This is a genomic window from Kutzneria chonburiensis, from assembly GCF_028622115.1.
Lineage (GTDB): Bacteria > Actinomycetota > Actinomycetes > Mycobacteriales > Pseudonocardiaceae > Kutzneria > Kutzneria chonburiensis.
Map to the genome: position 1 here is coordinate 110068 of NZ_CP097263.1, position 21001 is coordinate 131068.

27 protein-coding genes are annotated in these 21001 nt (G+C 70.6%); 13 read left to right on the top strand and 14 right to left on the bottom strand.

Annotated elements, in window-relative coordinates:
* Positions 1-66: 66 nt before the first annotated feature.
* From M3Q35_RS00550 to M3Q35_RS00565, 4 genes are all read right to left on the bottom strand, one after another.
* Positions 67-1116 (bottom strand): MBL fold metallo-hydrolase, encoded by a 1050-nt coding sequence (locus M3Q35_RS00550; RefSeq protein ID WP_273939544.1) that lies wholly within the window; start codon positions 1114-1116, stop codon positions 67-69.
* A gap of 64 nt (positions 1117-1180) precedes the next feature.
* Complete coding sequence (locus M3Q35_RS00555) at positions 1181-1567, bottom strand: PPOX class F420-dependent oxidoreductase (RefSeq protein WP_273939546.1); 387 nt, start codon at positions 1565-1567, stop codon at positions 1181-1183.
* A 37-nt stretch (positions 1568-1604) separates the two neighbouring features.
* On the bottom strand, positions 1605-2006 hold the full coding sequence (locus M3Q35_RS00560) for a hypothetical protein (protein WP_273939548.1): 402 nt from the start codon (positions 2004-2006) through the stop codon (positions 1605-1607).
* Complete coding sequence (locus M3Q35_RS00565; RefSeq protein ID WP_273939550.1) at positions 2003-2749, bottom strand: SDR family oxidoreductase; 747 nt, start codon at positions 2747-2749, stop codon at positions 2003-2005. The genes M3Q35_RS00560 and M3Q35_RS00565 overlap by 4 nt, the downstream gene beginning before the upstream one ends.
* Positions 2750-2866: 117 nt before the next feature.
* On the opposite strand from M3Q35_RS00565, the gene M3Q35_RS00570 reads away from it, so the two are divergent.
* Together M3Q35_RS00570 and M3Q35_RS00575 are read left to right on the top strand one after the other, a co-directional pair.
* Positions 2867-3733: an RNA polymerase sigma-70 factor gene (locus M3Q35_RS00570; RefSeq protein ID WP_273939551.1), complete on the top strand. Its 867-nt coding sequence runs from the start codon at positions 2867-2869 to the stop codon at positions 3731-3733.
* Between the two features lie 54 nt (positions 3734-3787).
* Complete coding sequence (locus M3Q35_RS00575; protein ID WP_273939552.1) at positions 3788-5152, top strand: MFS transporter; 1365 nt, start codon at positions 3788-3790, stop codon at positions 5150-5152.
* A gap of 2 nt (positions 5153-5154) precedes the next feature.
* On the opposite strand, the gene M3Q35_RS00580 is transcribed toward M3Q35_RS00575, so the two are convergent.
* Complete coding sequence (locus tag M3Q35_RS00580; protein ID WP_273939553.1) at positions 5155-5550, bottom strand: thioredoxin family protein; 396 nt, start codon at positions 5548-5550, stop codon at positions 5155-5157.
* A gap of 209 nt (positions 5551-5759) precedes the next feature.
* Between M3Q35_RS00580 and M3Q35_RS00585 the strand changes: the two genes are divergently transcribed.
* The gene (locus M3Q35_RS00585) at positions 5760-6281 is read left to right on the top strand and encodes a DUF4232 domain-containing protein (RefSeq protein WP_273939556.1); all 522 of its coding nucleotides are present in this window, start codon (positions 5760-5762) and stop codon (positions 6279-6281) included.
* Here M3Q35_RS00585 and M3Q35_RS00590 read toward each other — a convergent pair.
* Complete coding sequence (locus tag M3Q35_RS00590) at positions 6268-6657, bottom strand: VOC family protein (protein ID WP_273939558.1); 390 nt, start codon at positions 6655-6657, stop codon at positions 6268-6270. The genes M3Q35_RS00585 and M3Q35_RS00590 overlap by 14 nt on opposite strands.
* A 96-nt stretch (positions 6658-6753) precedes the next feature.
* On the opposite strand from M3Q35_RS00590, the gene M3Q35_RS00595 reads away from it, so the two are divergent.
* Both M3Q35_RS00595 and M3Q35_RS00600 read left to right on the top strand, forming a co-directional pair.
* Complete coding sequence (locus M3Q35_RS00595) at positions 6754-6906, top strand: hypothetical protein (RefSeq protein WP_273939559.1); 153 nt, start codon at positions 6754-6756, stop codon at positions 6904-6906.
* A gap of 122 nt (positions 6907-7028) precedes the next feature.
* Positions 7029-7721: a hemerythrin domain-containing protein gene (locus M3Q35_RS00600; protein ID WP_273939560.1), complete on the top strand. Its 693-nt coding sequence runs from the start codon at positions 7029-7031 to the stop codon at positions 7719-7721.
* 150 nt (positions 7722-7871) lie between these two features.
* Here M3Q35_RS00600 and M3Q35_RS00605 read toward each other — a convergent pair whose 3' ends face one another.
* Together M3Q35_RS00605 and M3Q35_RS00610 are read right to left on the bottom strand one after the other, a co-directional pair.
* On the bottom strand, positions 7872-8141 hold the full coding sequence (locus tag M3Q35_RS00605) for a nucleotide disphospho-sugar-binding domain-containing protein (protein WP_273944750.1): 270 nt from the start codon (positions 8139-8141) through the stop codon (positions 7872-7874).
* The gene (locus tag M3Q35_RS00610; protein WP_273939562.1) at positions 8036-9016 is read right to left on the bottom strand and encodes a glycosyltransferase; all 981 of its coding nucleotides are present in this window, start codon (positions 9014-9016) and stop codon (positions 8036-8038) included. Before M3Q35_RS00610 ends, M3Q35_RS00605 begins: the two co-directional genes overlap by 106 nt.
* A gap of 49 nt (positions 9017-9065) precedes the next feature.
* Here M3Q35_RS00610 and M3Q35_RS00615 point away from each other — a divergent pair, with 49 nt between their 5' ends.
* The gene (locus M3Q35_RS00615) at positions 9066-9680 is read left to right on the top strand and encodes a TetR/AcrR family transcriptional regulator (RefSeq protein WP_273939563.1); all 615 of its coding nucleotides are present in this window, start codon (positions 9066-9068) and stop codon (positions 9678-9680) included.
* A gap of 46 nt (positions 9681-9726) precedes the next feature.
* Here M3Q35_RS00615 and M3Q35_RS00620 read toward each other — a convergent pair whose 3' ends face one another.
* Both M3Q35_RS00620 and M3Q35_RS00625 read right to left on the bottom strand, forming a co-directional pair.
* Positions 9727-10080: a hypothetical protein gene (locus M3Q35_RS00620; protein WP_273939564.1), complete on the bottom strand. Its 354-nt coding sequence runs from the start codon at positions 10078-10080 to the stop codon at positions 9727-9729.
* Positions 10081-10083: 3 nt separating this feature from the next.
* Positions 10084-10416, bottom strand: coding sequence for a nucleotidyltransferase domain-containing protein (locus M3Q35_RS00625; RefSeq protein ID WP_273939565.1), 333 nt, complete (start codon positions 10414-10416; stop codon positions 10084-10086).
* A 65-nt stretch (positions 10417-10481) separates the two neighbouring features.
* On the opposite strand from M3Q35_RS00625, the gene M3Q35_RS00630 reads away from it, so the two are divergent.
* Together M3Q35_RS00630 and M3Q35_RS00635 are read left to right on the top strand one after the other, a co-directional pair.
* Positions 10482-11012, top strand: a complete 531-nt coding sequence (locus tag M3Q35_RS00630) for an RNA polymerase sigma factor (RefSeq protein ID WP_273939566.1) — start codon at positions 10482-10484, stop codon at positions 11010-11012.
* On the top strand, positions 11009-11761 hold the full coding sequence (locus M3Q35_RS00635; RefSeq protein ID WP_273939567.1) for a hypothetical protein: 753 nt from the start codon (positions 11009-11011) through the stop codon (positions 11759-11761). The genes M3Q35_RS00630 and M3Q35_RS00635 overlap by 4 nt, the downstream gene beginning before the upstream one ends.
* On the opposite strand, the gene M3Q35_RS00640 is transcribed toward M3Q35_RS00635, so the two are convergent.
* Entirely contained in the window at positions 11706-12821 is a 1116-nt protein-coding gene (locus M3Q35_RS00640) for a sensor histidine kinase (protein WP_273939568.1), read from the bottom strand. The genes M3Q35_RS00635 and M3Q35_RS00640 overlap by 56 nt on opposite strands.
* On the bottom strand, positions 12818-13483 hold the full coding sequence (locus M3Q35_RS00645; RefSeq protein ID WP_273939570.1) for a response regulator transcription factor: 666 nt from the start codon (positions 13481-13483) through the stop codon (positions 12818-12820). Before M3Q35_RS00645 ends, M3Q35_RS00640 begins: the two co-directional genes overlap by 4 nt.
* Before the next feature lie 159 nt (positions 13484-13642).
* Between M3Q35_RS00645 and M3Q35_RS00650 the strand changes: the two genes are divergently transcribed.
* The 4 genes from M3Q35_RS00650 (at position 13643) to M3Q35_RS00665 (ending at position 16752) form a co-directional block, all read left to right on the top strand.
* The gene (locus M3Q35_RS00650) at positions 13643-13768 is read left to right on the top strand and encodes a hypothetical protein (RefSeq protein WP_273939572.1); all 126 of its coding nucleotides are present in this window, start codon (positions 13643-13645) and stop codon (positions 13766-13768) included.
* A gap of 64 nt (positions 13769-13832) precedes the next feature.
* Positions 13833-15563: an ABC transporter ATP-binding protein gene (locus tag M3Q35_RS00655; protein ID WP_273939573.1), complete on the top strand. Its 1731-nt coding sequence runs from the start codon at positions 13833-13835 to the stop codon at positions 15561-15563.
* A gap of 38 nt (positions 15564-15601) precedes the next feature.
* Complete coding sequence (locus M3Q35_RS00660) at positions 15602-16141, top strand: DUF308 domain-containing protein (RefSeq protein WP_273939574.1); 540 nt, start codon at positions 15602-15604, stop codon at positions 16139-16141.
* Between the two features lie 14 nt (positions 16142-16155).
* On the top strand, positions 16156-16752 hold the full coding sequence (locus M3Q35_RS00665; RefSeq protein WP_273939576.1) for a TetR/AcrR family transcriptional regulator: 597 nt from the start codon (positions 16156-16158) through the stop codon (positions 16750-16752).
* Here the strand turns inward: M3Q35_RS00665 and M3Q35_RS00670 are convergent.
* On the bottom strand, positions 16722-17765 hold the full coding sequence (locus M3Q35_RS00670) for an aldo/keto reductase (protein WP_273939577.1): 1044 nt from the start codon (positions 17763-17765) through the stop codon (positions 16722-16724). The genes M3Q35_RS00665 and M3Q35_RS00670 overlap by 31 nt on opposite strands.
* Before the next feature lie 110 nt (positions 17766-17875).
* Between M3Q35_RS00670 and M3Q35_RS00675 the strand changes: the two genes are divergently transcribed.
* Positions 17876-20488: an AAA family ATPase gene (locus M3Q35_RS00675; protein WP_273939578.1), complete on the top strand. Its 2613-nt coding sequence runs from the start codon at positions 17876-17878 to the stop codon at positions 20486-20488.
* Here M3Q35_RS00675 and M3Q35_RS00680 read toward each other — a convergent pair.
* Positions 20475-20897: an SRPBCC family protein gene (locus M3Q35_RS00680; RefSeq protein WP_273939579.1), complete on the bottom strand. Its 423-nt coding sequence runs from the start codon at positions 20895-20897 to the stop codon at positions 20475-20477. The two genes, M3Q35_RS00675 and M3Q35_RS00680, sit on opposite strands and share 14 nt — an antisense overlap.
* Positions 20898-21001 lie beyond the last annotated feature (104 nt).

Genomic DNA, 21001 nt, shown 5'->3' on the forward strand with positions numbered 1-21001 from the left:
CCACCACGCCCTCGTCGTCATGACGTGATTCTCCCTGGTGCCGCCGCGGTCCGGCACATCCGGGCGCTACGCGCCGACGAGATGGTGGGTGGTGCCGCTGCTGCTGGCGACCCAAGCGTCGGGCAAAGCGGCGGCCAACGCGTGCTGGGCGCGCCAACCGGTGCAGTGACCGGGCACGATCCGGTGCGGATTCATGCTGGTCAACGCGGCGACGGTGGGCGGGATGACCGGGTCGAAGGCGGGGCCGCTGAGGTGGAAGCCGCCGAGCAGGGCATGCAGGGTGGGCACGCCGGTCAGCCGCTGGGCGTGCCGGACGATGTTGATCACGCCGGAGTGGCCGCAGCCGGTGAGCACGACCAGACCCTGGCCACGCAGGTGCACGACGAGGGCCTGGTCGTCGATGACGGTGGGGTCGTGCTGCCAGCGCCCCTCGAGGTGGGCCTCGTGAGCCGCGGGCATGCCGTGCTCGAAGTCGGTCGTCCGGTCGACCTCGCCGGTGATCAGCACGCTGCCGTCGACCAGCAGCGACGGCCGGGTCCGCTCGATGACGTCGAATCCCTCGGCGATCAGCGCCTTCTGGCTCAGCGTCGGCATCTCGAACGGCCGCTGAGGGATGTTCAGCCGACGCGGTGTCCACGCGAAGGGGTGAATGGTCATCGGCATGCGCCGGCCGAACCGACGGGCCAGGCCACCGAGTCCGCCGGCGTGGTCGAAGTGCCCGTGGCTGAGGATCACGCCCTGCACGTCGTCGAAACGCAGGCCGAGCTGGTCGGCGTTGGTGAGGATGCCGGTGGGCGACAGGCCGGCGTCGAACACCAGCGTGGTGCGCTGCTGGCCCCGGCGAACGGTGACCAGCGCGGAGAATCCGTGCTCGGCCAACAGCCCCACGGCGGTGGTCCCGCCGGCGAAGTGGTCGGCCGGCACGGGCGGCCCGAAGCCGGCCCGGGTGGTGTGCGCGTCGCTGGGCAGCAGTCCGTCGAAGGTGTTGTCCATCAGCACGGTGATGCTGACCTCGTCGACGGGCTCCAGCGCGATCGGGTCCACGGCGCTGCCGGGGGCGAGTCGAGGCGCGGACAGGGCCGCCTCGGCCGTCGAGGACTGGCTGGTGTCACACATGGCGTTCCTCCGGTGCGCGGGCACTCGGATGTTACGTCGCCACGGCCTCGCTCGCCCCGCGGCGTCAGTGCACGACGACCTTCGCCGGGGAAAGGCGGACGATCACCCGCTCGGTGCCGGGCTTGTCGGTCGTCCACGGAACGCCCTTGTAGCGCAGGGAAAGCTCGTTGATCAGGCTGCCGGGCGGGTCGTCCACGACCGTGACCGCGCCGCGGATCTCCACGTACCGATAGGGATTGGCGCTGTCGTGCACCAGCAGCGTCGCCCGCGCGTCACGGTCGATGTTCACCGCCTTGCGCCGGCCGCGGACCGTCGACACCAGGATGTCGTCGCCCTCACGCTTGAACCAGACCACCGAGAGGTGCGGCTGACCGGTCGGCTCGATCGTCGCCAGCGAGGCGAACTGCGGGCTGTCGAGCAGGTCGTGGACTTCTTCCGGCAGTGCGGTCACTGAGCTCTCCTTGGACGGGACAACTGGTCCGTCCACCCTATGCCGTGCGCCGATCCCTGAGCAGGGCCACCGGGATGGGAGCCAGCCCGAGCAGCGCCACGACGGCGTTGGCGATGGTGAGCAACGCCTGCTGGCCGGGGCTGGCGACCTCCGTGTTCAGCAGGTGGTAGAAGAAGTGCGGCACCGCGAACATCGAGTACGCCAGCGCCGCCGGCACCACGAAGTGCGTGCGCGGCTTGACGAAGGCGATGGCCAGCAGCAGGGCGATGCCCAGGGTGGCACCGCCGAAGTCGTGCGCGAAGTGGTCGCTGAACGGCGGATTCAGGTCCACGGTGGGGAAGTCGTCGTAGAAGCTGGCCGGGGCGAACTGGTTCCAGCCGCCCACGACGAGCTCCTCGCCCAGCGGGATCAGCAGCAGGATGCGCAGCAGCGTGGTCATCGGCGTCCCTTCTCGACCTGGTGCAGGTACTCGGCAAACGTCTCGCGGCCCTCGGTGAAGTCGTCGCGGGGGAGCAGCGCGCCGCCGGCCATGGCCTTGCCGACCGCCCCGGGCAGCCGGATCGGCAGCACCATCTTGCGCACGCCGCGGGCCTTGACCAGCCGTCGGGTCATGTCGGCCATCCGTAGCCGTTCTGGCCCGGCGATCGGCCGCAGGTACCCGGCCGCCGGCCGACCGACCTGCGCGACCAGGGCGCGGGCCACGTCGGTGGTACCGACCGGCTGTGACAGCGAGTTCGGCACGATGGTGAACGGCCCGGGCGCGCTGTCGATGAGCTGCTCGGGGAACGCGTGGAACTGGGTCGCGCGCAGGATGCTCCACGGCACCGGGCCGTTGCGCACCACTTCCTCCTGGGCCCGTTTGCCCAGGTAGTAGCCCAGGGCGACGTCGTCGATGCCGACGATCGACAGCGTGATCACCTGCTTGGCGCCCGAGCCCGCGTTGAGCAGGTTCGTCGCCGCCGTGGTGAAGAACTCCACCGCCTGCTTCCGGCTCAGGGTGTTCTTGTTCGACACGTCGATGATCTCGTCGCAGCCGGCCAGCGCCTCGGCCAGACCGTCCCCGCTGATCAGGTCGATCCCGTTCGACCGGGCCAGCACCACCGGCTCGTGACCGGCTTTTCGGAGCTCACCCACCACCAGCCGGCCGACCAGGCCCGTCCCGCCTGCTACCGCCACCCGCATCGCCCTGTCCCCTCGTTCGGCGTCGTGCCCTTCCGACCAGGCAGGGCGCCGAAACGTGACAGTGTGTCCGTCCGCCGCTGACCGCACATCCGTCGGCGCTGTCGGCAGAATGAGCGGGTGACCGATCTCGACGCCCTGGCGTTGTTCAACGAGGCGCGGCCGAGCCTGTTCGGCATCGCGTACCGGATGCTCGGCAGCGTCGCCGACGCCGAGGACGTGTTGCAGGACGCGTGGCTGCGCTGGGCTCGGGCCGAGCGGGGCGAGGTCCGCAACGCCGCCGCGTTCCTGACCACGGTCACCACCAGGCTGGCCATCACCGCCGCGACCTCGGCCCGGGCCCGGCGCGAGGTGTACGTCGGGCCGTGGCTGCCCGAGCCGGTGTCCACTGTGGATGATCCCACGCTCGGCGCCGAGCGGGCCGAGGCGATGGACCTGGCCGTGCTGCTGCTGATGGAGCGGTTGCCGGCCCGTGAGCGGGCGGCGTATGTGCTGCGGGAGGCGTTCGACTACTCGTTCCGGGACATCGCCGAGGTGTTGGAGACGTCCGAGGCCAACGCCCGTCAACTGGCCCGGCGGGCTCGGACGCACCTGGCCGAGGAGCGGCACACACCCGTCGACCAGGCTGAGCATGGTCGCCTGCTGGCCGCGTTCCTGGCCGCCGCCGAGAAAGGCGACCTGGCCGGGTTGGAGAAGCTGCTGACCCAGGACGCCGTGTCGATCTCGGACGGCGGCGGTGTCGTCACGGCCGCTCGCGCCCCGATCGTCGGCCGCGAACGGGTCGCCCGGTTTGTTGTCGGGGCACTGGCCAAGTTCGGCACCGGCGCGGCGGTGTCCTTTGTGGACGTCAACGGGCAGCCGGGATTGTTGGCCGTCCGCGACGGCGCGCCGCTCGCGTTGGTCACGATGGACGCCGGCGCGGACGGCGTCCATCGGCTTCTCATGATCCTCAATCCCGCGAAGCTTTCCGGCTTGGCCGGCGGCTGAGTCCTGCACCGTGGCACTGGACCTCCAGTGCGGTGGAGATGCGAGAGTCGTCAGGTGAAGGGAAGCGCGCTGTGGGCGCCAGACCGCCGCGGCGCGACCGTCGGCGTGTTGCTGCTGGTCGTGTTGGCGGCGTTCGAGTCGATGGGCGTGACCACGGCGCTGCCGACCATCGTGCGGGACCTGCACGGCGAGGCTCTGTACTCGTGGCCGTTCACCATGTTCTTGGCCGCGCAGGTCGTCGGCAACGTGGTCAGCGGCCGGGTGTGTGACCGCCGTGGACCAGCGCCGATGCTCGTGCTCGGGCCGCTGCTGTTCGCACTGGGTCTGCTGGTCGCCGGCACCGCCGGCAGCATGGCCCAGCTGCTGGCCGGCCGGGCGTTGCAGGGCTTCGGCGGCGGCGCCGAGGTTGTCGCCATCTACGTGATGATCGCGGCGGTGTATCCGGAGCGGGACCGGCCGGTGATCATCGGCGCGATGTCGGCGGCGTGGGTCGGGCCGTCGCTGGTCGGGCCGGCCGTCGCCGGGCTGCTGACGCAGTACGTCAACTGGCATTGGGTCTTTCTCGGCCTGCTCCCGTTCGAGCTGGTCGGGTGGGTGTTGGTGGTCGCCGTGGTCCGCCGGCTGCCGGTTGTCTCGCAGTCCGGGCCGCGCCGCCGTGGGCAGGTGTTGGTCGCCGTGTCCGCCGCCGTCGGGTTGGCCTTGGTGAGCTCGGCCGGCGATCAGCTGAATCTCGTCGGCGTCGGGGTGATCGTGCTCGGCCTGGCCCTGGTCGCACCCGCCGTGGTGGTCCTGCTCCCTCGCGGCACCTTGACCGCGCGCCGGGGGCTACCCAGCGCCATGATCGCCCGGGCCTTGATGTCCGCCGCGTTCATGGGTTGCGAGGCGTTCTTGCCGTTGGTGTTGCAGCAGGTGCACGGCTACGAGCCCGCTTGGGCCGGCCTGCCGCTGACCGCCGGGGCGATCGGGTGGGCCCTCGGTTCGTCCATCCAGGCCCGACGGCCCGCGTTGGGCGAGGCTGTGTTCCTCCGTTGGGGCTTCTTCAGCCTCGCCGTCGGCGTCGCCTTGGTGACCTTGGTCGCCCCCGCTTGGGGGCCCGCGTGGTTGGCCGCCCCCGCTTGGATCTTCTCCGGCATCGGCATGGGCTTGGCCACCGCAAGCGCTTCCGTCCTGGTGCTGCGCCTTTCACCCGCGCACGACCGTGGTTTCACCACCGCAGCCCTCCAGATGTCCGACCTGTTCGCCCAGTCGTTGTCCATCGGCTTGGGCGGCGTCTTGGTCGCCTTGCTCGGCCCCACCGCCGGTTGGGCCCCGCTCAACGCCGTCTTCGTCACCTTCACCTTGATCGGCGCCTTGGTCATCAGCCGCCGAGCCGCCGAGCCCGACCCGACCACACAGTGCCGAGCCCGACGGCGCCAGTGAACTCAGCGGCTGCCGACGTGTGGCGAACCGGCTTCGCCGGTTTCCATCATCTCGACCATCCAGTCGTTGTATTCCTCGTCCATGTCGGCGGCGGCCAGCTCGTCGAGCTCCTCGACGAGGTCATCGGCGGACAGACCACCGGCGAAGCGCCGGGCGGGGAGACCGTCGCGGTACATCACGATGGTGGGCAGCGCCCGCAGGCCGTGCCGATCGGACAGGTCCCGCTGCTCCATGGCCTCGACGGTCCACACGGCGATCTCGGGCCGCCGGGCGACGAACGTATCGAGCTCGGGCTGGAAGCTCTGGCAGGCGGGGCTTTCGGCGACGCGGAAGACCAACACGGCCAACCCCTCGGCGAGGGCGGCGTCGTGCTGGTCGGCGGACAGTGCCTTCATCATGCGGTCACGGTACGGCGGCTCGTTCCGCAGGAGACGGTGTCCGGCCGGTGGACTGCCCGTTCGCCCACTGAATTCGGGACTGGCCGACCGGTGGACGCATCAGACCCCGCCGGGTTGCCTCGGCGAGACGTATCCCACTGATGAGTGTTCCCCGATCGGGTGAAGGGTAGACCGGATGTGTACTGTCCGCGAAGAAGGGAGTGTCACTCATGAATACCGGACTCCGTCGTTTTGTCGCCGGCACGGCCGTGCTCGGTGCCACCGCCGCGGTCGTGCTCACGTCGGCCGCGGCGGCCTCGGCCATGCCGACCGACTTCCGGTGCACCTCGGCCCAGGTCGACACCACCCTCGTGCCGGGATCGCCCGGTGCGGGCCAGCGCTACGCCCAGGTGAAGTTCACCGCGAAGCCCGGCGTGACGTGCAACTTCCAGGGCAGCCTGCCGGTGTCGCTGGCCGGCGCGCCCGGTATCACGGTGGTGAACGAAGGCGGTGACGCTCCTCTCGTGACCATTTCGGACGGTCAGTCGGCCACGATGCTGCTGCACTGGACGGGAATCGAGTCGCCGGCGAACCAGGTTCAGCCGGCCAGCGTCACCGTGGTCGCGCCGAGTGACACCGATCCTCGCGGCGTGACCAGTGACCCGCACATCACGCTGCCGTGGAACCAGGGCCCGATGGACGACTCGGCCCAGGCGCACGAGCTGATCGTCGGACCGGTCACGGCTGCCTGACCGGCTCGATCCGGGTCCGCAGCAGACAGAACTCGTTGCCCTCGGGGTCCATCAGCACGTGCCAGCTCTCCTCGCCGGTCTGACCGACGTCGGCCGGCCGGGCCCCGAGGGCCAACAGCCGGGCCAGCTCGTCCTCCTGATCGCGGTCGGTCGGGCTGACGTCGATGTGCAGCGGCAGCTTCACGCGGGGAGCCGAATTCGTCCGGTCGAAGACCAGAGTCGGCTCCGCGCCGCCGAATCCGGTGCCCGGCGGGCCGATCTCGACCGCGTTGCCCTCCCGGCCGATCTCCACGTAGCCCAGCACCTCGGCCCAGAACCGGGCCAACAGCTCGGGGTCACGTGCCTCGATCACGATTTCGCTGATGCGGCAGGCCATCCGCCGAGGCTAGCAGCGTCGGCACGATCCGGGTGGCGCTTTCCCCGGGTCCGCGGTGGACACGCGGCGGCCGATCCGGCCAAGGCCGCCCGGTTCGTGGAACTCCTGCTGTGCGACGGCATGCACAGCGGCGACTACCTCTACACCAGCGAAGTGTCCTCCATGGACTTCGGCCTGACCAAGGCGGAGGGGCAGCTGCTGTTCGACCGCGGGCTGGCCGCCGGAAAGGCTTTCCTGGCCCGGATGTGACGCCGGCACGCAACTCTGACCGTTCAGGCACAGAAGTTCGGCGATCGCCGTTTCGGTGCGGCACGAACACCTCCGAGTACGGCAGGCTCAACGCGTCATCGCCGTTCACGTGAGGATTGACCATGACGGACACCCAGCTGGCCGACGTCAGAGACATGTACATGATCCATACGTTGCTGCTGCGCGAATTCGGCGCGATGGCCGGCTTGGTACGCGGCGTCCGCGACGGCGACGCCGAGCAGGTGCGGATCGTCGTCGAGCACATCGAGCTGGTGGCCGACCTGCTGCACCATCACCACGCCGCCGAGGACAGCCACATCTGGCCCAAACTGCTCGACCGGCTGCCGGCCGAGACCACGCTGCTCGTGCACGAGATGGAAAGCCACCACAAGGAGATCGAGGCGCTCAACCAGGAACTGACCGCCTCGCTCACCGCTTGGCGAGTCGCCGCATCGGGCGAGGCCGGCGGGCGGGTCGCTGCCGTGCTCGACGAGCTGGTGCCGCTGCTCACCATGCACCTGATCACCGAGGAGGACGAGATGGTGCCGCTGATCGGCCGCTGCGTCACGGCCGCGGAGTGGGCGGAGATGCTCGCCGAAGGCTCCAGCGGCCTCGACCCCGCTTCGGTGCCGCTGCTGTTCGGCATGCTCGCGTACGACGCCGATCCGTGGGTTTTCCGGATGACCGTCGAACAGCTGCCGGCCGAGCTCCGGCCGGTGATCGACGACCTCGCCGGCAAGGCCTACGCCGCGCACGCCGAGCGCGTGTACGGCACTCCGACGCCGCCGCACGCGCCTCGACCCGACCGCGTCTGATGACCAGGCAGCACAGGGTTTTGTCGGCTCCACCACCGATTCGCCGGTGTGGCGCGCCCTGTGCGCCCTGGCCCTCGTAGCCTCCGTGGTCGCCGCGATCCGCACCAACCCGATGCGCTCGCAGCATCAAGTCCTTTGTGGACGATCAACTCACCGGACCGCCGGCACTGCGCCAGTCAGGTCGCGGGCCACCTCCTTGGCCGACGGCATCGCCGCGATCTCGTCGCCCATGGCCAGCGCCGCCAACAGGTGCTCGCCGCCGAGGACCTTCGACACCGCCTGCCGCACGGTTTCCGCGTCGAACCGGTCCGGCGTCACCACCTCCGCGACGCCGGCCGCGCGGCAGGCCGCCGCCGTGGGGAACTGGTCCGCGCCCTGCGGCAGCAGCACCAACGGCAGCCGGTGCGCCAGCGCCGCCAGCGTTGTGCCCGCCCCGGCGTGGCAGAGCACCGCCGAGCAGCGGGGAGCAGGGCCGCCAGCGACACCCACTGTTCAATGTGGACGTTCGCCGGCGCCTTGAACGTCGCCGGATCGTTGTTGTGCCCCACGGTGACGACCACCTCCGCGTCGAGGTCGGCCACCGCCGTCAGCAGGACCTCGAACACGTCGCGCCGGTTGAACACCGGCACCGTGCCCAGGGACACGTACAGCACCGGCCGATGGCCCAGTTCCGGCAGACGGTCGTCGGCGGCACCCGGCACGTGCGGCCGGATCGACCGGCTGATCGTGGTGGCCGGACCCAGCTCCGGCTGCAACGTCGCCGGTACCGGATTCAGGTAGGAATCCCGGTACATCCCGGCGTTGTCGTCCCCGTCAAGGCCTTGCTCGGCCCACAGGGGCTGCACCCATTCCGCCATCTTCGACATCAGCGGCTGTTCCAGCACCAGGCCGGTGCCGTACGTCAGCGTCGGCACGCCCCGGCTCGCCGCGGCCAGCGGTGCTGCGAGGTCGACCGGCGCTTGCAGCACCAGGTCCGGCTGGAGCTCGTCGATCAGTTTCTGCAGCTCCGGCAGCCGTCGCGGAGCCATCACCCGGGCGAACATCGTCGCCCCCAGCCGCCAGGGCTCCGGGCCTTCGGCGAACACCGGGTCGTTGATCGCCTGGGCGGCTGCCTCCGGCGCGGTCGGCCCGATCCCCACCGCCGTCAATCCGGCCCGGCGGACCCGGTCCACCAGCTCCGGCCCCGTCGCCACCGTCACCTCATGACCCTGGCCGATCAGGGCCTTGACCAGCGGAACCATCGGCGCGAACACGCCTTCCATGGGCGTGCAACAGGCAAGGACTCGCATCCCCATACCCCCGTTATAGTGGACTATATAGTCGACTATAAGTTAGGTTCGCACCGTGTCAAGCTCGAATCGCCGGTCCGTGACCCGGCGCCGTATCGCCGAGGCGGCCGCCGCGCTGTTCTCGTCGAACGGCTATGCCGAGACCACCATGCAGGCCATCGCCGACCGCGCCGGCGTGCATGTGCAGTCCGTGTACCAGGTCTTCGGCAGCAAGGTGAAGGTGCTGGCCGAGGCCGCCGCCGTGCTTGTCGCCGGTCCCGACGTCGATGCCGCCGTGCCCCCGCCCGAGCGCCGCTGGGTGATCGACATGTTCGCCGAGCCCGACCCCGCCCGTCAGCTCGCCCTGTACGTGCACCACATGCGCGAGGTCTCCGACCGCTACCTGCGCCTCGTCGACATCATGCGCGTCACCGCCGCCGCCGATCCCGACGTCGGCTCTTTCCTCGCCCAGGCCGAGGAGGGCCGCTACGCCGGCCCCGCCCACCTCATGCAGGAGCTCGCCGCCAAGAACGCGCTGCGCCCGGGCCTCACGCCGGAGCGCGCCGCCGACATGGTCTACGCCCTCACCAGCTACGACGTGTTCCGTACGCTCGTCGACGAACGCGGCTGGTCCGCCGACGACACCGAGTTCTGGCTGGCCCAGACGCTCGCCGCGCTGCTCCTGGCCTGACACGCGCACCGAATGGTGAACTCCTTCTCCCGCCCGGCCAGGCTGCTCAGCCAGAACCTCTGACCGTCCGCCAGGCGTCGAACCACGAGATCAACGCCGTCCGCAGCCTGGGGGAGCGGACCGGCTCCCCACGCCGCCGGGCTCGAAGCTCCTCGATCAGCGAAGCCGGCCCGGCGATCTGCCCGATGGCGTCGCTCTTGGTCAGCAAAGTGCCGGTACGCAGGGCATGTCGCCCTCGCGCCATCGCCGTCAGGCTGAGGTCGGCCATGCCCGGATCCAGCCACAGCGACGGCCGCCGCACCGCTCGCGTCCAGTAGCCGCCGAGCTCGGCCCGGGCCGCCGCCCGCACGTCGTCCGGGCCCATCGGCGGCAGCACGGCCAGCGGCGGCCGCCCGAACACGGCTTATCCGTGCAGCACCAACTCGGCCCGGTTGACGCCGGACAGGATCCGGTACAGGAAAACGCCGTTCGTCCAGGTCGGATGCTTCGCCGCGAGATCGTCGACGAGATGCTCGGGCACGTACACACAGCCCAGCTTCAACGCCGGATCCGTGCTGTCGTGGATCGAAGCCAGCTCGGCCTCGCGCGCAGCGGTCACCGGCCCGTCGACCAGGGCGACCAGGTCGATGTCGCTCACGCCGGGCACGTGGTCGCCGGTGGCCATCGAGCCCGCCACCAGCAGGTCGGTGACCCAGCCAAGGCCGGCCAGTCGAGTGCCGAACTCCGCAACCCCCATGAGGTCGAGCGTTGCACATGTGCGAGCGTCGGACATGTGTGGGTGTCAACCCACGAAGGAGAACGATGGCAATCGAGACCGACGCCGAGTTCTCGGCCATGTACCGGGCCCAGTACGCGGACGTGCTGGCGTTCGTCCGCAGGCGGGCGCATCCGGTGCAGGCCGACGACGTGGTCGGGGAGACGTTCCTGACCGCATGGCGACGTCGGCGGGACCTGCCGCCCGACCCACGGCCATGGCTGTTCCGGACGGCGCGAAACCTGATGCTGAACGCGGATCGCAGCGTGCGGCGGCAGCGGGCGGTGGCGGTCAGGATGGCGGAGAACGACCGGGGCGACGGGTACGAGCCGATGCTGTCGGCGGAAGCTCGGATGGACCTGGTGACGGCCTGGCGAGCACTGTCCACAACGGACCAGGAACTCCTTGCCCTGCACGCCTGGGAAGGCCTGACGGACAAGGCGGCGGCGAAGGTGCTGGGCTGCACCAGGGCGGCGTTCAGCATGCGGCTGTCCCGGGCCAAACGCCGACTGGCCAAGCATGCCGGCCCCACCTCCGACCTGCCGATCGCCTTCGCCAATCTGAACGGAGCATCATGAACCGCGACATGCTGGCCGCGCTCGACCCGGCCCCGAAGCGGGAGCTGTCCCCGGCGGAGCGGCACCGGCAGGACCAGCTGCTGACCTCGATCCTCGCGGACGCGGCCCCGGTCGAACGCCGCCGGCCGGTGCGACGCATCGCGATCGGCGGGGCGCTGGTCGCCGGTATGGCGGCGGCGGTGGTCCTCGGGCCGGTGGCCTACCACATGATCAGGGGCAACCCGAACATTCTGTCGGCGGCGGCGATCGGCAGCTGGACCGGCACGCCGACCCGTCTCACGGCGGATTCCGTTGCACGGCAATGGTGTGAGCACCACGCGACCGGCGACCAGAACGCCACCGGACCGTTCACGGTCAGCAACGCCGACCGACGCGGCGAGGTCACATCCATGATTCTCACCCGCGGCCAGGACATCACGCTCTGCCTGGTCGGCTCGGACGAAGCCGGCCTGACCGAGGCGATCGACCCCGTCACGAAGCTCGCCGCGAACGCGATCGATCTCGACACGGCCGGCGGTCACGGCGACGGCGTCACCGGCTTCAACTACGCCGAGGGCAGTGCCGGCGCCGACGTCACATCGGTCACTCTGCATGAAGGCAGCCGCACGATCGACGCCCTGATCGACCACGGCCGGTGGACGGCGTGGTGGCCGGCCGATCCGCCGACCGGGCTGCTCGGCGGCGACGTGACGATCACGATGAAGGACGGTTCCGTCCGCTCGGTACCGGCCCAGTCGCTGTTCCACTGACCGGAAGTTGAACGGTGACAACGAGTCCGCCGTCCGGCCGAGGCTGGGCGGCGACTCGTCCACCGTGCGCCGCGGCGATGGCCCGTACGATCGACAGCCCGAGCCCCACGCCGTCCTTCTTGTCCGTGGCGCGGTGGAACGGCTCGAACAGCAGCGCGGCATCCTCGTCGGACACGGCCGGACCGGTGTTGGCGACGGTCAATTCCCCTTGGGCTGTAACGCGAACCCACACCGTGCCGCCGGGAACGTTGTAGCGGGAGGCGTTGTCGACCAGGTTGCGGACAACTTGGCTCAGCAGCAGCGAATCGCCCAGCAGTGAACACGGCTCGGTACGCATCTCGATCGTCACGTCGGACGGCGCGTCGACCTCGGCCACGGCCTGCTCGACCACACTGTCCAGCCGCACCGGCTCGCGGTGCTCCAGCTCCCGCTCGCCGCGGGCCAGCTGGAGTAGGCCGTTGATCAGCGCGATGGCCCGGTCGTTGCTGCGCAACAACTCTTCCTTGGCCCGCCGCACGCGATCAGGGTCCGAAGAGGACAGGCCGACCTGGATCACGGTCCGGGTCACGGCCAGCGGCGTGCGCAGCTCGTGCGAGGCATTGGCGATGAACCGGCCCTGCACCTGGAAGCTGTCGTCCAACCGGGACAGCAGGCCGTTGAACGTGTCGGCCAACTCCTTGAGCTCGTCCTGCGGCCCGTCCAACGCGATCCGCTCGTGCAGGTTGGCGGTGGAGATCTGCTGCGCCTGCGCGGTCATCGCGTGCACGCGCCGCAGCACCCGCCCGCTCAGCCACCAGCCCAGCACGCCGGCGACCAGGCCCAGCGCCAGAAACGTCAGCAGGGACTGGAACAACAGGTTGAACAGCACGGTGCTGAAGGCATCGTCGGCGTACGTCCGCGGCATCGCGACGCCCGACAGGCGCGGCGTCACCTGCTCCTGCAACCCGAGGACGCTGCGGATGTTCTGCCAGTAGAACAGGCCGACGACGATCAGGCTGGCCAGCAGGAACAGTCCGGTGTGGATGATCGTCAGCCGGGTCCGCAGCGTGATGCGCTTCATCTGTCGCGCCGCAGTCGGTAGCCGACGCCGGCGACGGTCTCGATCACCTGGGGATCGCCGAGCTTGGCCCGCAGCCGGGACATGGTGATGCGCACGGCATTGGTGAACGGATCGGCGTTCTCGTCCCACACTCCGCTGAGCAGCTCCTCGGCGCTGACCACGGCACCGTCGGCCGCCATCAGCGCGTGCAGCACACCGAACTCCTTGACCGACAACGAAACGTAACGTCCGCCCTGCAACACCTGGCGCAGCGCGATGTTCAGCTCGATGTCGCCGTGCCGCATCACGGGCGGCGCCGCCGGCCGGGCCCGCCGCCCCAGCGCATCGATGCGGGCCACCAGCTCGTCGAAGTCGAACGGCTTGGCCAGGTAGTCGTCGGCGCCGAGACGAAGCCCGGCAACACGTTCCCGCACGTCGCCCATGGCGGTCAGCATCAGGATCCGGGCCCGCAGACCCTCGTCGACGATCTCCCGGCACACGTCGTCGCCGTGCTTGCCGGGCAGGTCCCGGTCCAGCACGACGACGTCGTACTCGTCGGCGGCCAGCTTCTGCACGGCGGTCAGCCCGTCGTGCGCGATGTCGACCGCCATCGCCTGCTGTCTCAGCCCTTCGGCGATGAAGGCCGCCAGCACGGGCTCGTCCTCGGCCACCAGCACACGCATCTCGACCTCCACACTCCGGTCAGCCTGCGCTCACCCTGGCACAACACATGTTTCATCCGCATATCGAGGCGGCGAGACGCCGGTGAAACGGGAGGATCCCTAACGTTGCTCCCGTGTCCGCCACCTGGTGGGCGAAACCGAGCAGAAAGAGGTGCTGTCATGGCTGACACCACTGCCCGCGTCACTCCTCGCGTCTACACCAAGCCGCGGATCATCGCCGTTCCGCGCGGTGGCGTGACGCCGCGCGTCGAGATCGACCCGATTCCGCGCAGCTACGAGAAGTGATCCGATCGACCGGCCCGCGGCGAATGCCGCGGGCCGGTCGGCCGTCCGAAACGGAGTGTGCACAGTGGACTCGACAACGCCGGTGCTGTCGACCAGGGCGGTCTTCCGCCGGTTCTGGCCGCTGACCAGGACCGACCGGCGCTGGCTCGCCGCCGGGAGCCTGCTGCTGATCGGCGCGGCCGCCTGTGACTCGGTCGCCGTGGCCATGTTCGGGACCATTGTGGACAGTTCGCTCAAGGCCGGCGACCTCGCCGCGTTCTGGCTGCCGGCCGGCATCTGGGCCGGCGTCGCGGTGACGTCCGGGCTGCTGGTGTTCGGCGGCGAGTACCTCGTGGCCAGATCGGCCGAGCGTTTCCTGCTTCGCCTGCGTACCAAGGTTTTCGGGCATGTGCAGACGCTGACGCCGGACTTCTTCCAGCGCCGCCGCCTCGGCGACCTGATCGCCCGGCTCACCGACGACGTCGACACCGTCGAGCGGTTCGTCAGCACCGGCCTGGTCCAGCTGGTGACCGCGTTGTTCGGCGTGGCCTTCTTCGCCGGCTACGCCCTGCTCCTGAACTGGCAGCTGGCGCTGGCCGCGTTCGTCGTCGCGCCGATCTTCGCGGTGATCACCCGCCGGTTCGCCCGTCGGGTCAACGAGCGGTCGCGCGAGCAGCGGGCGCTCAACGGCGACATCACCGCGCTGCTGGAGGAGAACCTGGCCAACGTCACCGTGGTGCAGGCGTACAACCGGCAGGAGACCGAGGAGAAGCGCCTGCTCACGGCCGGCACGCGGATGCTACGGGCCAATGTGTCGATTGCGCGCCTCGGCGCCTGCTACACGCCGGTCGTGCAGATCACCGAGACCGCCTGCGTGCTCGGCGTCATCGCCCTCGGCACCTGGGAAGTCGCCGCCGGCCGCCTCAGCCTGGGCGGTGTGCTCGCCTTTGCCGCCATCCTCGCGTCCATCTACGGCCCGCTGCGGCAACTCGGCCAGCTCAGGGTGATGATCTCCGCCGCAACCACCGGCTCGGAGCGCATCGTCGAGCTGCTGGACGCCGAGCCGGCGATCACCGACTCCCCGGACGCGGTGTCCATGCACCGCGCCGTCGGACAGCTCAGCCTGTGCTCGGTCGGCTTCACCTATCCCGACGCGGAAAGACCCACCCTCGTTCAGTGCACTGTGGACGTTCGGCCCGGCGAGCTGGTGGCGATCACCGGGGCCAGCGGGGCCGGCAAGTCCACCATCGCCAAGCTGCTGCTGCGGTTCCACGACCCCGATGCCGGCACGATCCGCCTCGACGGCATAGATGTCCGCAGGCTGACCCTGGAGTCCTTGCGCCGCAACATAGCCCTCGTCCAACAGGAGACACTGATGTTCCACGGCACCATCCGGGACAACATCGCCTACGGCCGTGACGGAGCCGCCGACCACGACGTCGTCCAGGCGGCGATCAATGCCGACGCGCACGGCTTCGTCAGCGAGCTGCCGGACGGCTACGACACCGTGATCGGGCAGCACGGCCACGGCCTGTCCGGCGGGCAGCGCCAGCGCATCGCCATCGCCCGCGCCATGGTGGCCAACGCGCCCGTGCTCGTGCTCGACGAGCCGACGGCCAGCCTCGACGGCGAGGCCGTCGACCGGCTGGTCGGGCCGCTGCGCCGGCTGACAACGGGCCGGACCACGATCATGATCACTCACGATCCACGGCTGACCGCCATCGCCGACCGCGTGCTGACCGTGGCCGGTGGGCACGTGACCCCAGGGGACGCACCAGTGGGTGTGACCGGGGCGAGCGGGCCACCCTGGCGGTGAAGGTGGTGTCCGCAACCACTACCGAAGGGTTCACGGACATGACCTCGCTCCGTCGCATCTATCTCGTCCGCGGTCTGGTCGCCCTCGCCTGGTCGGCGGCGTTCGCCCTGGTGCACACGCCGCTGACCAGCCTGGTCGTCGCGCTGCTGGTGATCTACCCGCTGATCGACGTGGTGGCCACGCTGCTGGACGTCCGCGCCGGCACGCCCGGCCGCGGGCTCCAGGTGTTCAACACCGTGCTCAGCGGCCTGGCCGCCGTCGGGCTCGGCCTGGCCGCGCTCAGCGGAGTCGGCCCGGTGCTGTTCGTCTTCGGCCTGTGGGCCATCGTCTCCGGGCTGGCCCAGCTCATCGTCGCCCTGCGCCGCCGCAGTCCCGAGCTGGGCCGGCAGTGGCCGCTGATCATCGCCGGCACGCTGTCCGTGATCGCCGGCGGCAGCTACCTCCCGGTGGCCCTGAGCGCTGACCCGTCGCTAACCGCGCTGATCATGTACACCGCCGCCGGCGGCGCGTTCTTCGTGGTCCAGGCGGGCATCCTGGCCTGGAAGGCCCGTCGGGCCCGCGTGCTTCTGGACCGCTGAGTACATTCGACGACGTGCTCACCCCCAAAGGCGCCGCGACCCGGCGGCGGATCATCGAGGCGGCGGCGGCCGAGATCAGCGAACGCGGCATCGGCGCCGTGACCCTGGACGACGTCGGCCGCCGCAGCGGCACCGGCAAGAGCCAGCTGTTCCACTACTTCCCGGACGGCCGGGAGCAGCTGCTGCTGGCGGTGGCCCAGCGCGAGGCCGACCGGGTGATCGAGGACCAGGAGCCCTACCTGAGCGGCCTGACCTCGTGGCCGGCCTGGCGGCAGTGGCGCGACGCGGTCGTCGACCGCTACCGCCGGCAGGGGGTGAACTGCCCGCTGGGGGCGCTGATCACCGAGATCAACCGCCGCACCCCGGCCGCGCAGGAGGTGACCCTGCGACTGTTCGAGCAGTGGCAGGCCAGGGTCGAGACCGGCATCCGGGACATGCAGCGGCTGGGCCACATCGACCACGCCTTGGACGCCGTGGCCGCCGCGTCCGCGGTGATCGCCGCCATCCAGGGCGGCGTGGTGATCCTCATGACCACCGGCTCCGAGCGTCATCTCGAGGCGGCGCTGGACTTCTGCCTCGATCACCTGGCCCAGTTCCGCACCGGCGGCTGATAGCCGGTGGGCTTGTCGCCGACCTTGGCGCCGACGTTGATGATCCAGGATTGGTACTCGGGCGTGAACATCGAGTACGGCTTGGCCGGGGGAATGGCGCTGGCCTCGTCCAGCGACGCCCTGAGCTCGGCCGGCAACTCGAAATCCAGTGCCGCCAACGAGGTGTCGAGCTGGGCGGCGCTGCTGGCCCCGACGATCGCGGCGGCGACCCCGGGCTGCGTGATCACCCAGTTCAGCGCGACCTGAGCCATCGTCACATCGAGTTCGCGCGACACCTTTTCCAGTACGCTCAGCAGGTTCCACTGTTGCTCGGTCCAGGACTGGCCGGCCAGCCGGCCCGAATCGCCGGAACGGTACTTGCCGGTGAGGAAGCCGCCGGCCAGCGGGCTCCACGCCGTGATACCAAGTCCCAGTTCTTGGCCGGCGGCAACGTGTTCCGTCTCGATGGCCCGATCGATCAGGGAGTACGGCAGCTGGAGGGTGACCAGCGGGCGGGAGGCCAACGTCTGGGCCCGCGCCGCGTACCAGGCCGGCACGTCCGACAGCCCGGCGTAGCGGATCTTGCCGGCCGCGGCCAGATCGTCGAACGTGTGCAGCACCTCCTCGATCGGCGTCAGGCGATCCCAGGTGTGCAGCAGGAACAGGTCGAGATAGTCGGTGCGCAGCCGCCGCAGGGAGTCCTCGACCGCGCGGATCATGTGCTTGCGCCCGTTGCCGCCGGCGTTCGGGTCGCCCGGGTCGACGCTGTTGGTGAACTTGCTGGTCAGCACCAGCTTTTCCCGTACGCCGGCGATCAGCCGGCCGAGCATCTCCTCGCTCTCGCCGGCCGTGTAGAAGTCGGCCGTGTCGATGAGGTTGCCGCCGGCGTCGAGGTAGCGGTGGAAGATCGGCGCGGCCTGCTCCTCGCGCAGCCCGTAGGCGGCGTGGAAGCCGCCGGTGCCGAAGTTCATCGTGCCCAGCGCCAGCCGGCTCACCCGCAGCCCGGAGCGCCCGAGCAGAAAGTACTCGTCCATGCCGTCCAGCAAACGTCGCGAAAAATGGACCCGCAAGTACAGAACAGCGCCACCCCACGGATCCCGCCAGCCGCCGCTGGTCCGCAGTGGACGTCGGTAGGCTCGCCGACGTGCTGCTGGGACGACGACGCGAGCAGGAAACCCTCAACCGGCTGCTGCGGGACGTCCGCGGCGGTCAGAGCCGGGTCCTGGTGCTGCGGGGCGAGGCCGGCGCGGGCAAGACCGCGCTGCTGGACTACCTGGCCGAGACGATGCCGGCCGAGAGCGTGTCCCGGGCCGTCGGCGTCGAGCCGGAGAGCGAGATCGCCTACGCCACGCTGCAACGCCTGTGCGCGCCGCTGATGGAGTACGTGGCCCGGCTGCCCGAGCCGCAGCGGCAGGCCCTGGAGATCGGCTTCGGCCTGCGGGTCGGGCCGACGCCGGACGTGCTGCTGATCGGGCTGGCCGTGCTGGGGCTGCTGGCCGAGGCCGCCGCCGAGCGGCCGCTGCTGTGCGTGGTCGACGACGTGCAGTGGCTGGACCGGATGTCCGAGGTGATCCTGACCTTCGTCGCCCGGCGGCTGGACGCCGAGTCCGTCGCGCTGGTGTTCGCCGCGCGGACCCCGGGCGACGAGCAGCTGCTCGGCGGGCTGCCCGAGCTGCGGGTCGACGGCCTGCCGGACGGGGATGCCCGTGCGCTGCTCGATTCCGTGCTGCCGGGGCCGGTGGATGCCCGTGTGCGGGACCGGATTGTCACCGAGACGCAGGGAAACCCATTGGCGCTGCTGGAACTTCCGCGCGGCTTGTCGCCGGCCGAGCTGGCTTTCGGCTTCGGTGGACGGGCTATGCCGATCGCCAACCGGATCGAAGAGGGTTTCCAGCGGCGCATCGCCGAGCTGCCGGCCGACACCCAGACGCTGCTGCTGGCCGCGGCCGTCGAGCCGCTGGGCGACGTGCCGCTGCTGTGGCGGGCGTTGGAGCGCCTCAACGTCGGGCCGGAGGCCGTTGCGGCGGCTGAGTCGTCCGAGCTGCTCCAACTCGGGGCCCGCGTGCGGTTCCGGCATCCGCTCGTACGGTCGGCGAGCTGGCGGTCGGCCACGCCGGCCCGGCTTCGTGCCGTGCACCAAGCGTTTGCCGACGTCACCGATCCGCACCAGGACCCCGACCGGCGGGCCTGGCACCGGGCCCATGCGACGCTCGGGCTGGACGAGGAAGTCGCGGCCGAGTTGGAGCAGTCGGCCGATCGAGCCCGGGCGCGCGGCGGGCATGCCGCGGCCGCCGCCTTCCTGGAACGGGCGGCCGAGCTGACCGCCGACCCGAAGCCGCGGGCTGCCCGGGCGTTGGCCGCGGCGGCGGCCAGTTTCGCCGCCGGCAACCCGGCCAAGGTGCCGGAGTTGTTGGCAGCGGCGGAACTTGGGCCGTTGGAGCCGTTGCAGCAGGCCGGGGTCGAGCGGCTACGGGCCCAGGTCGCCTTCGCCGTCAACCGTGGCCGGGATGCCGCTCCGCCGTTGTTGGCCGCCGCGCGGAAGCTGGCGGACCTGGACTTGGGGGCGGCGCGAGAGACGTATCTGACGGCGTTGGGCGCAACCATCCATGCCGGTGATGGCGTGAAGGCCGTGGCCGAGGCGGCCCGGTCGCTGCCGGCCGGGGACGATCCGGCCGGGCGGCTGCTGACGGCGTTGTCGGGCTGGGCGCTGGGCGACAATACGCAGCTCAGGGCCGCTTTGACCGACGATCTCGGCCTGCTGTGGCTGACCGCGCCGGCCGCCCAGGAGGTCTGGGACGCCGACGCGTGGCGTCGGATCACCTCGGCCGCGCTGGACGCCGCCCGGAGCGCCGGGGCGCTGTTCGTGCTGCCGACGGCGTTGACCGCGCGGGCCGGCGCATTGCTGGCTGATCTCCGCCTGGCCGACGCGGCGACGCTGCTCGATGAGGCCCGCGGCCTTCAGGAGGCCACCGGGCTGGCCGGTGATCCATTGGCTGCCATGTTGCTCGTTGCCTTGCAGGGACAGGAAAAGCCGGCGCTGGAGCTGATCGACGCGGCGATGCGGGACGCCGTCGAGCGCGGCGAGGGGCGGCTCACCGCGATGGCCGACCACGCCCGTGCGGTGCTGAACAACGGCCTCGGCCGATACGCCGCCGCGCAGGCCGCGGCGGCGAATGCCGTGGGGCACCTCGGGATTTCCCCCTGGGCCGAGCTCGTTGAGGCCGCCGCCCACGCCGGCGACGTGGCGGCCGCGGCCGAGGCCCGTGATCGATTGGCCGAACAGACCGGCACGGATTGGGCTGACGGCACGCACGCGCTGGCCGATGCCCTCGTCACGCCGGCCGACGAGACCTTCCGCGCGGCAATCGACTTGCTGCCGCTGGAACTTCCCAAGGCACGGGCCCGGCTGCTGTACGGGGAGTGGCTGCGCCGGGAGAACCGCCGCGCCGACGCCCGGGATTTCCTGCGCCCGGCCCACGAGGCGTTCCAGACCGCCGGGGCCACGGGCTTCGCCGCCCGTGCCGCCCGTGAGCTCGCCGCCACCGGCGAGACCGTCCGCAAGCGTTCCGGCTCGGCCGCCGAGGAGGAGCTCACGCCGCAGGAGGCGCAGATCGTCCGTCTCGCCGTCGCCGGCAAGACCAATCCCGAGATCGCGGCCGCGCTGTTCCTCAGCCCTCGTACCGTGGAATGGCACCTGCGCAAGGTGTTCACCAAGCTCGGCATCACCTCGCGGCGCGAGTTGGCTACTGCCCTTTGAGCGCCGCCTCGAACGACTTGCGCAGCGGGCCGACGCCGACGAGCGGCAACGCGGCGGCCAGCAGCCGCTGCTTGACGTTGTGCGGCTCCCTGGTCAGTTCCACGTCGACCTTGGTGCCGCCGTCGTCCGCCGTGAGCGCGAACACCCAGCCCCCGCCGGTCCCGAACAGCTTCGACTCGCGGGTGGTCACCGTGACCCGGTCGGCGCTCCATTCGTAGCGCGCCCGCTCCCAGGCGGCCGCCGTGCCTTCGGTCACCTCCGCCCAGTTCTCCCCCTGGCCGTGCACCTGGAAGTGCTCCGCGTCGATCGACGGCCACCGCTGCGCACGGGCCGGGCTGAAGTCGGTGAGCACGGCCATGACCTCGGCCGGCGTGAGCGTGGAGCGCAGCTGGAAACGGGTGACGGACATCTCGGATCTCCTTCGTGGGACTCGGTTCTGACACCGAGAATGCTCGTCCCACGGGAGGTCCCGTCGCACCCGGGTGACCCACTGGCCGCCACCCTGGCGCACCC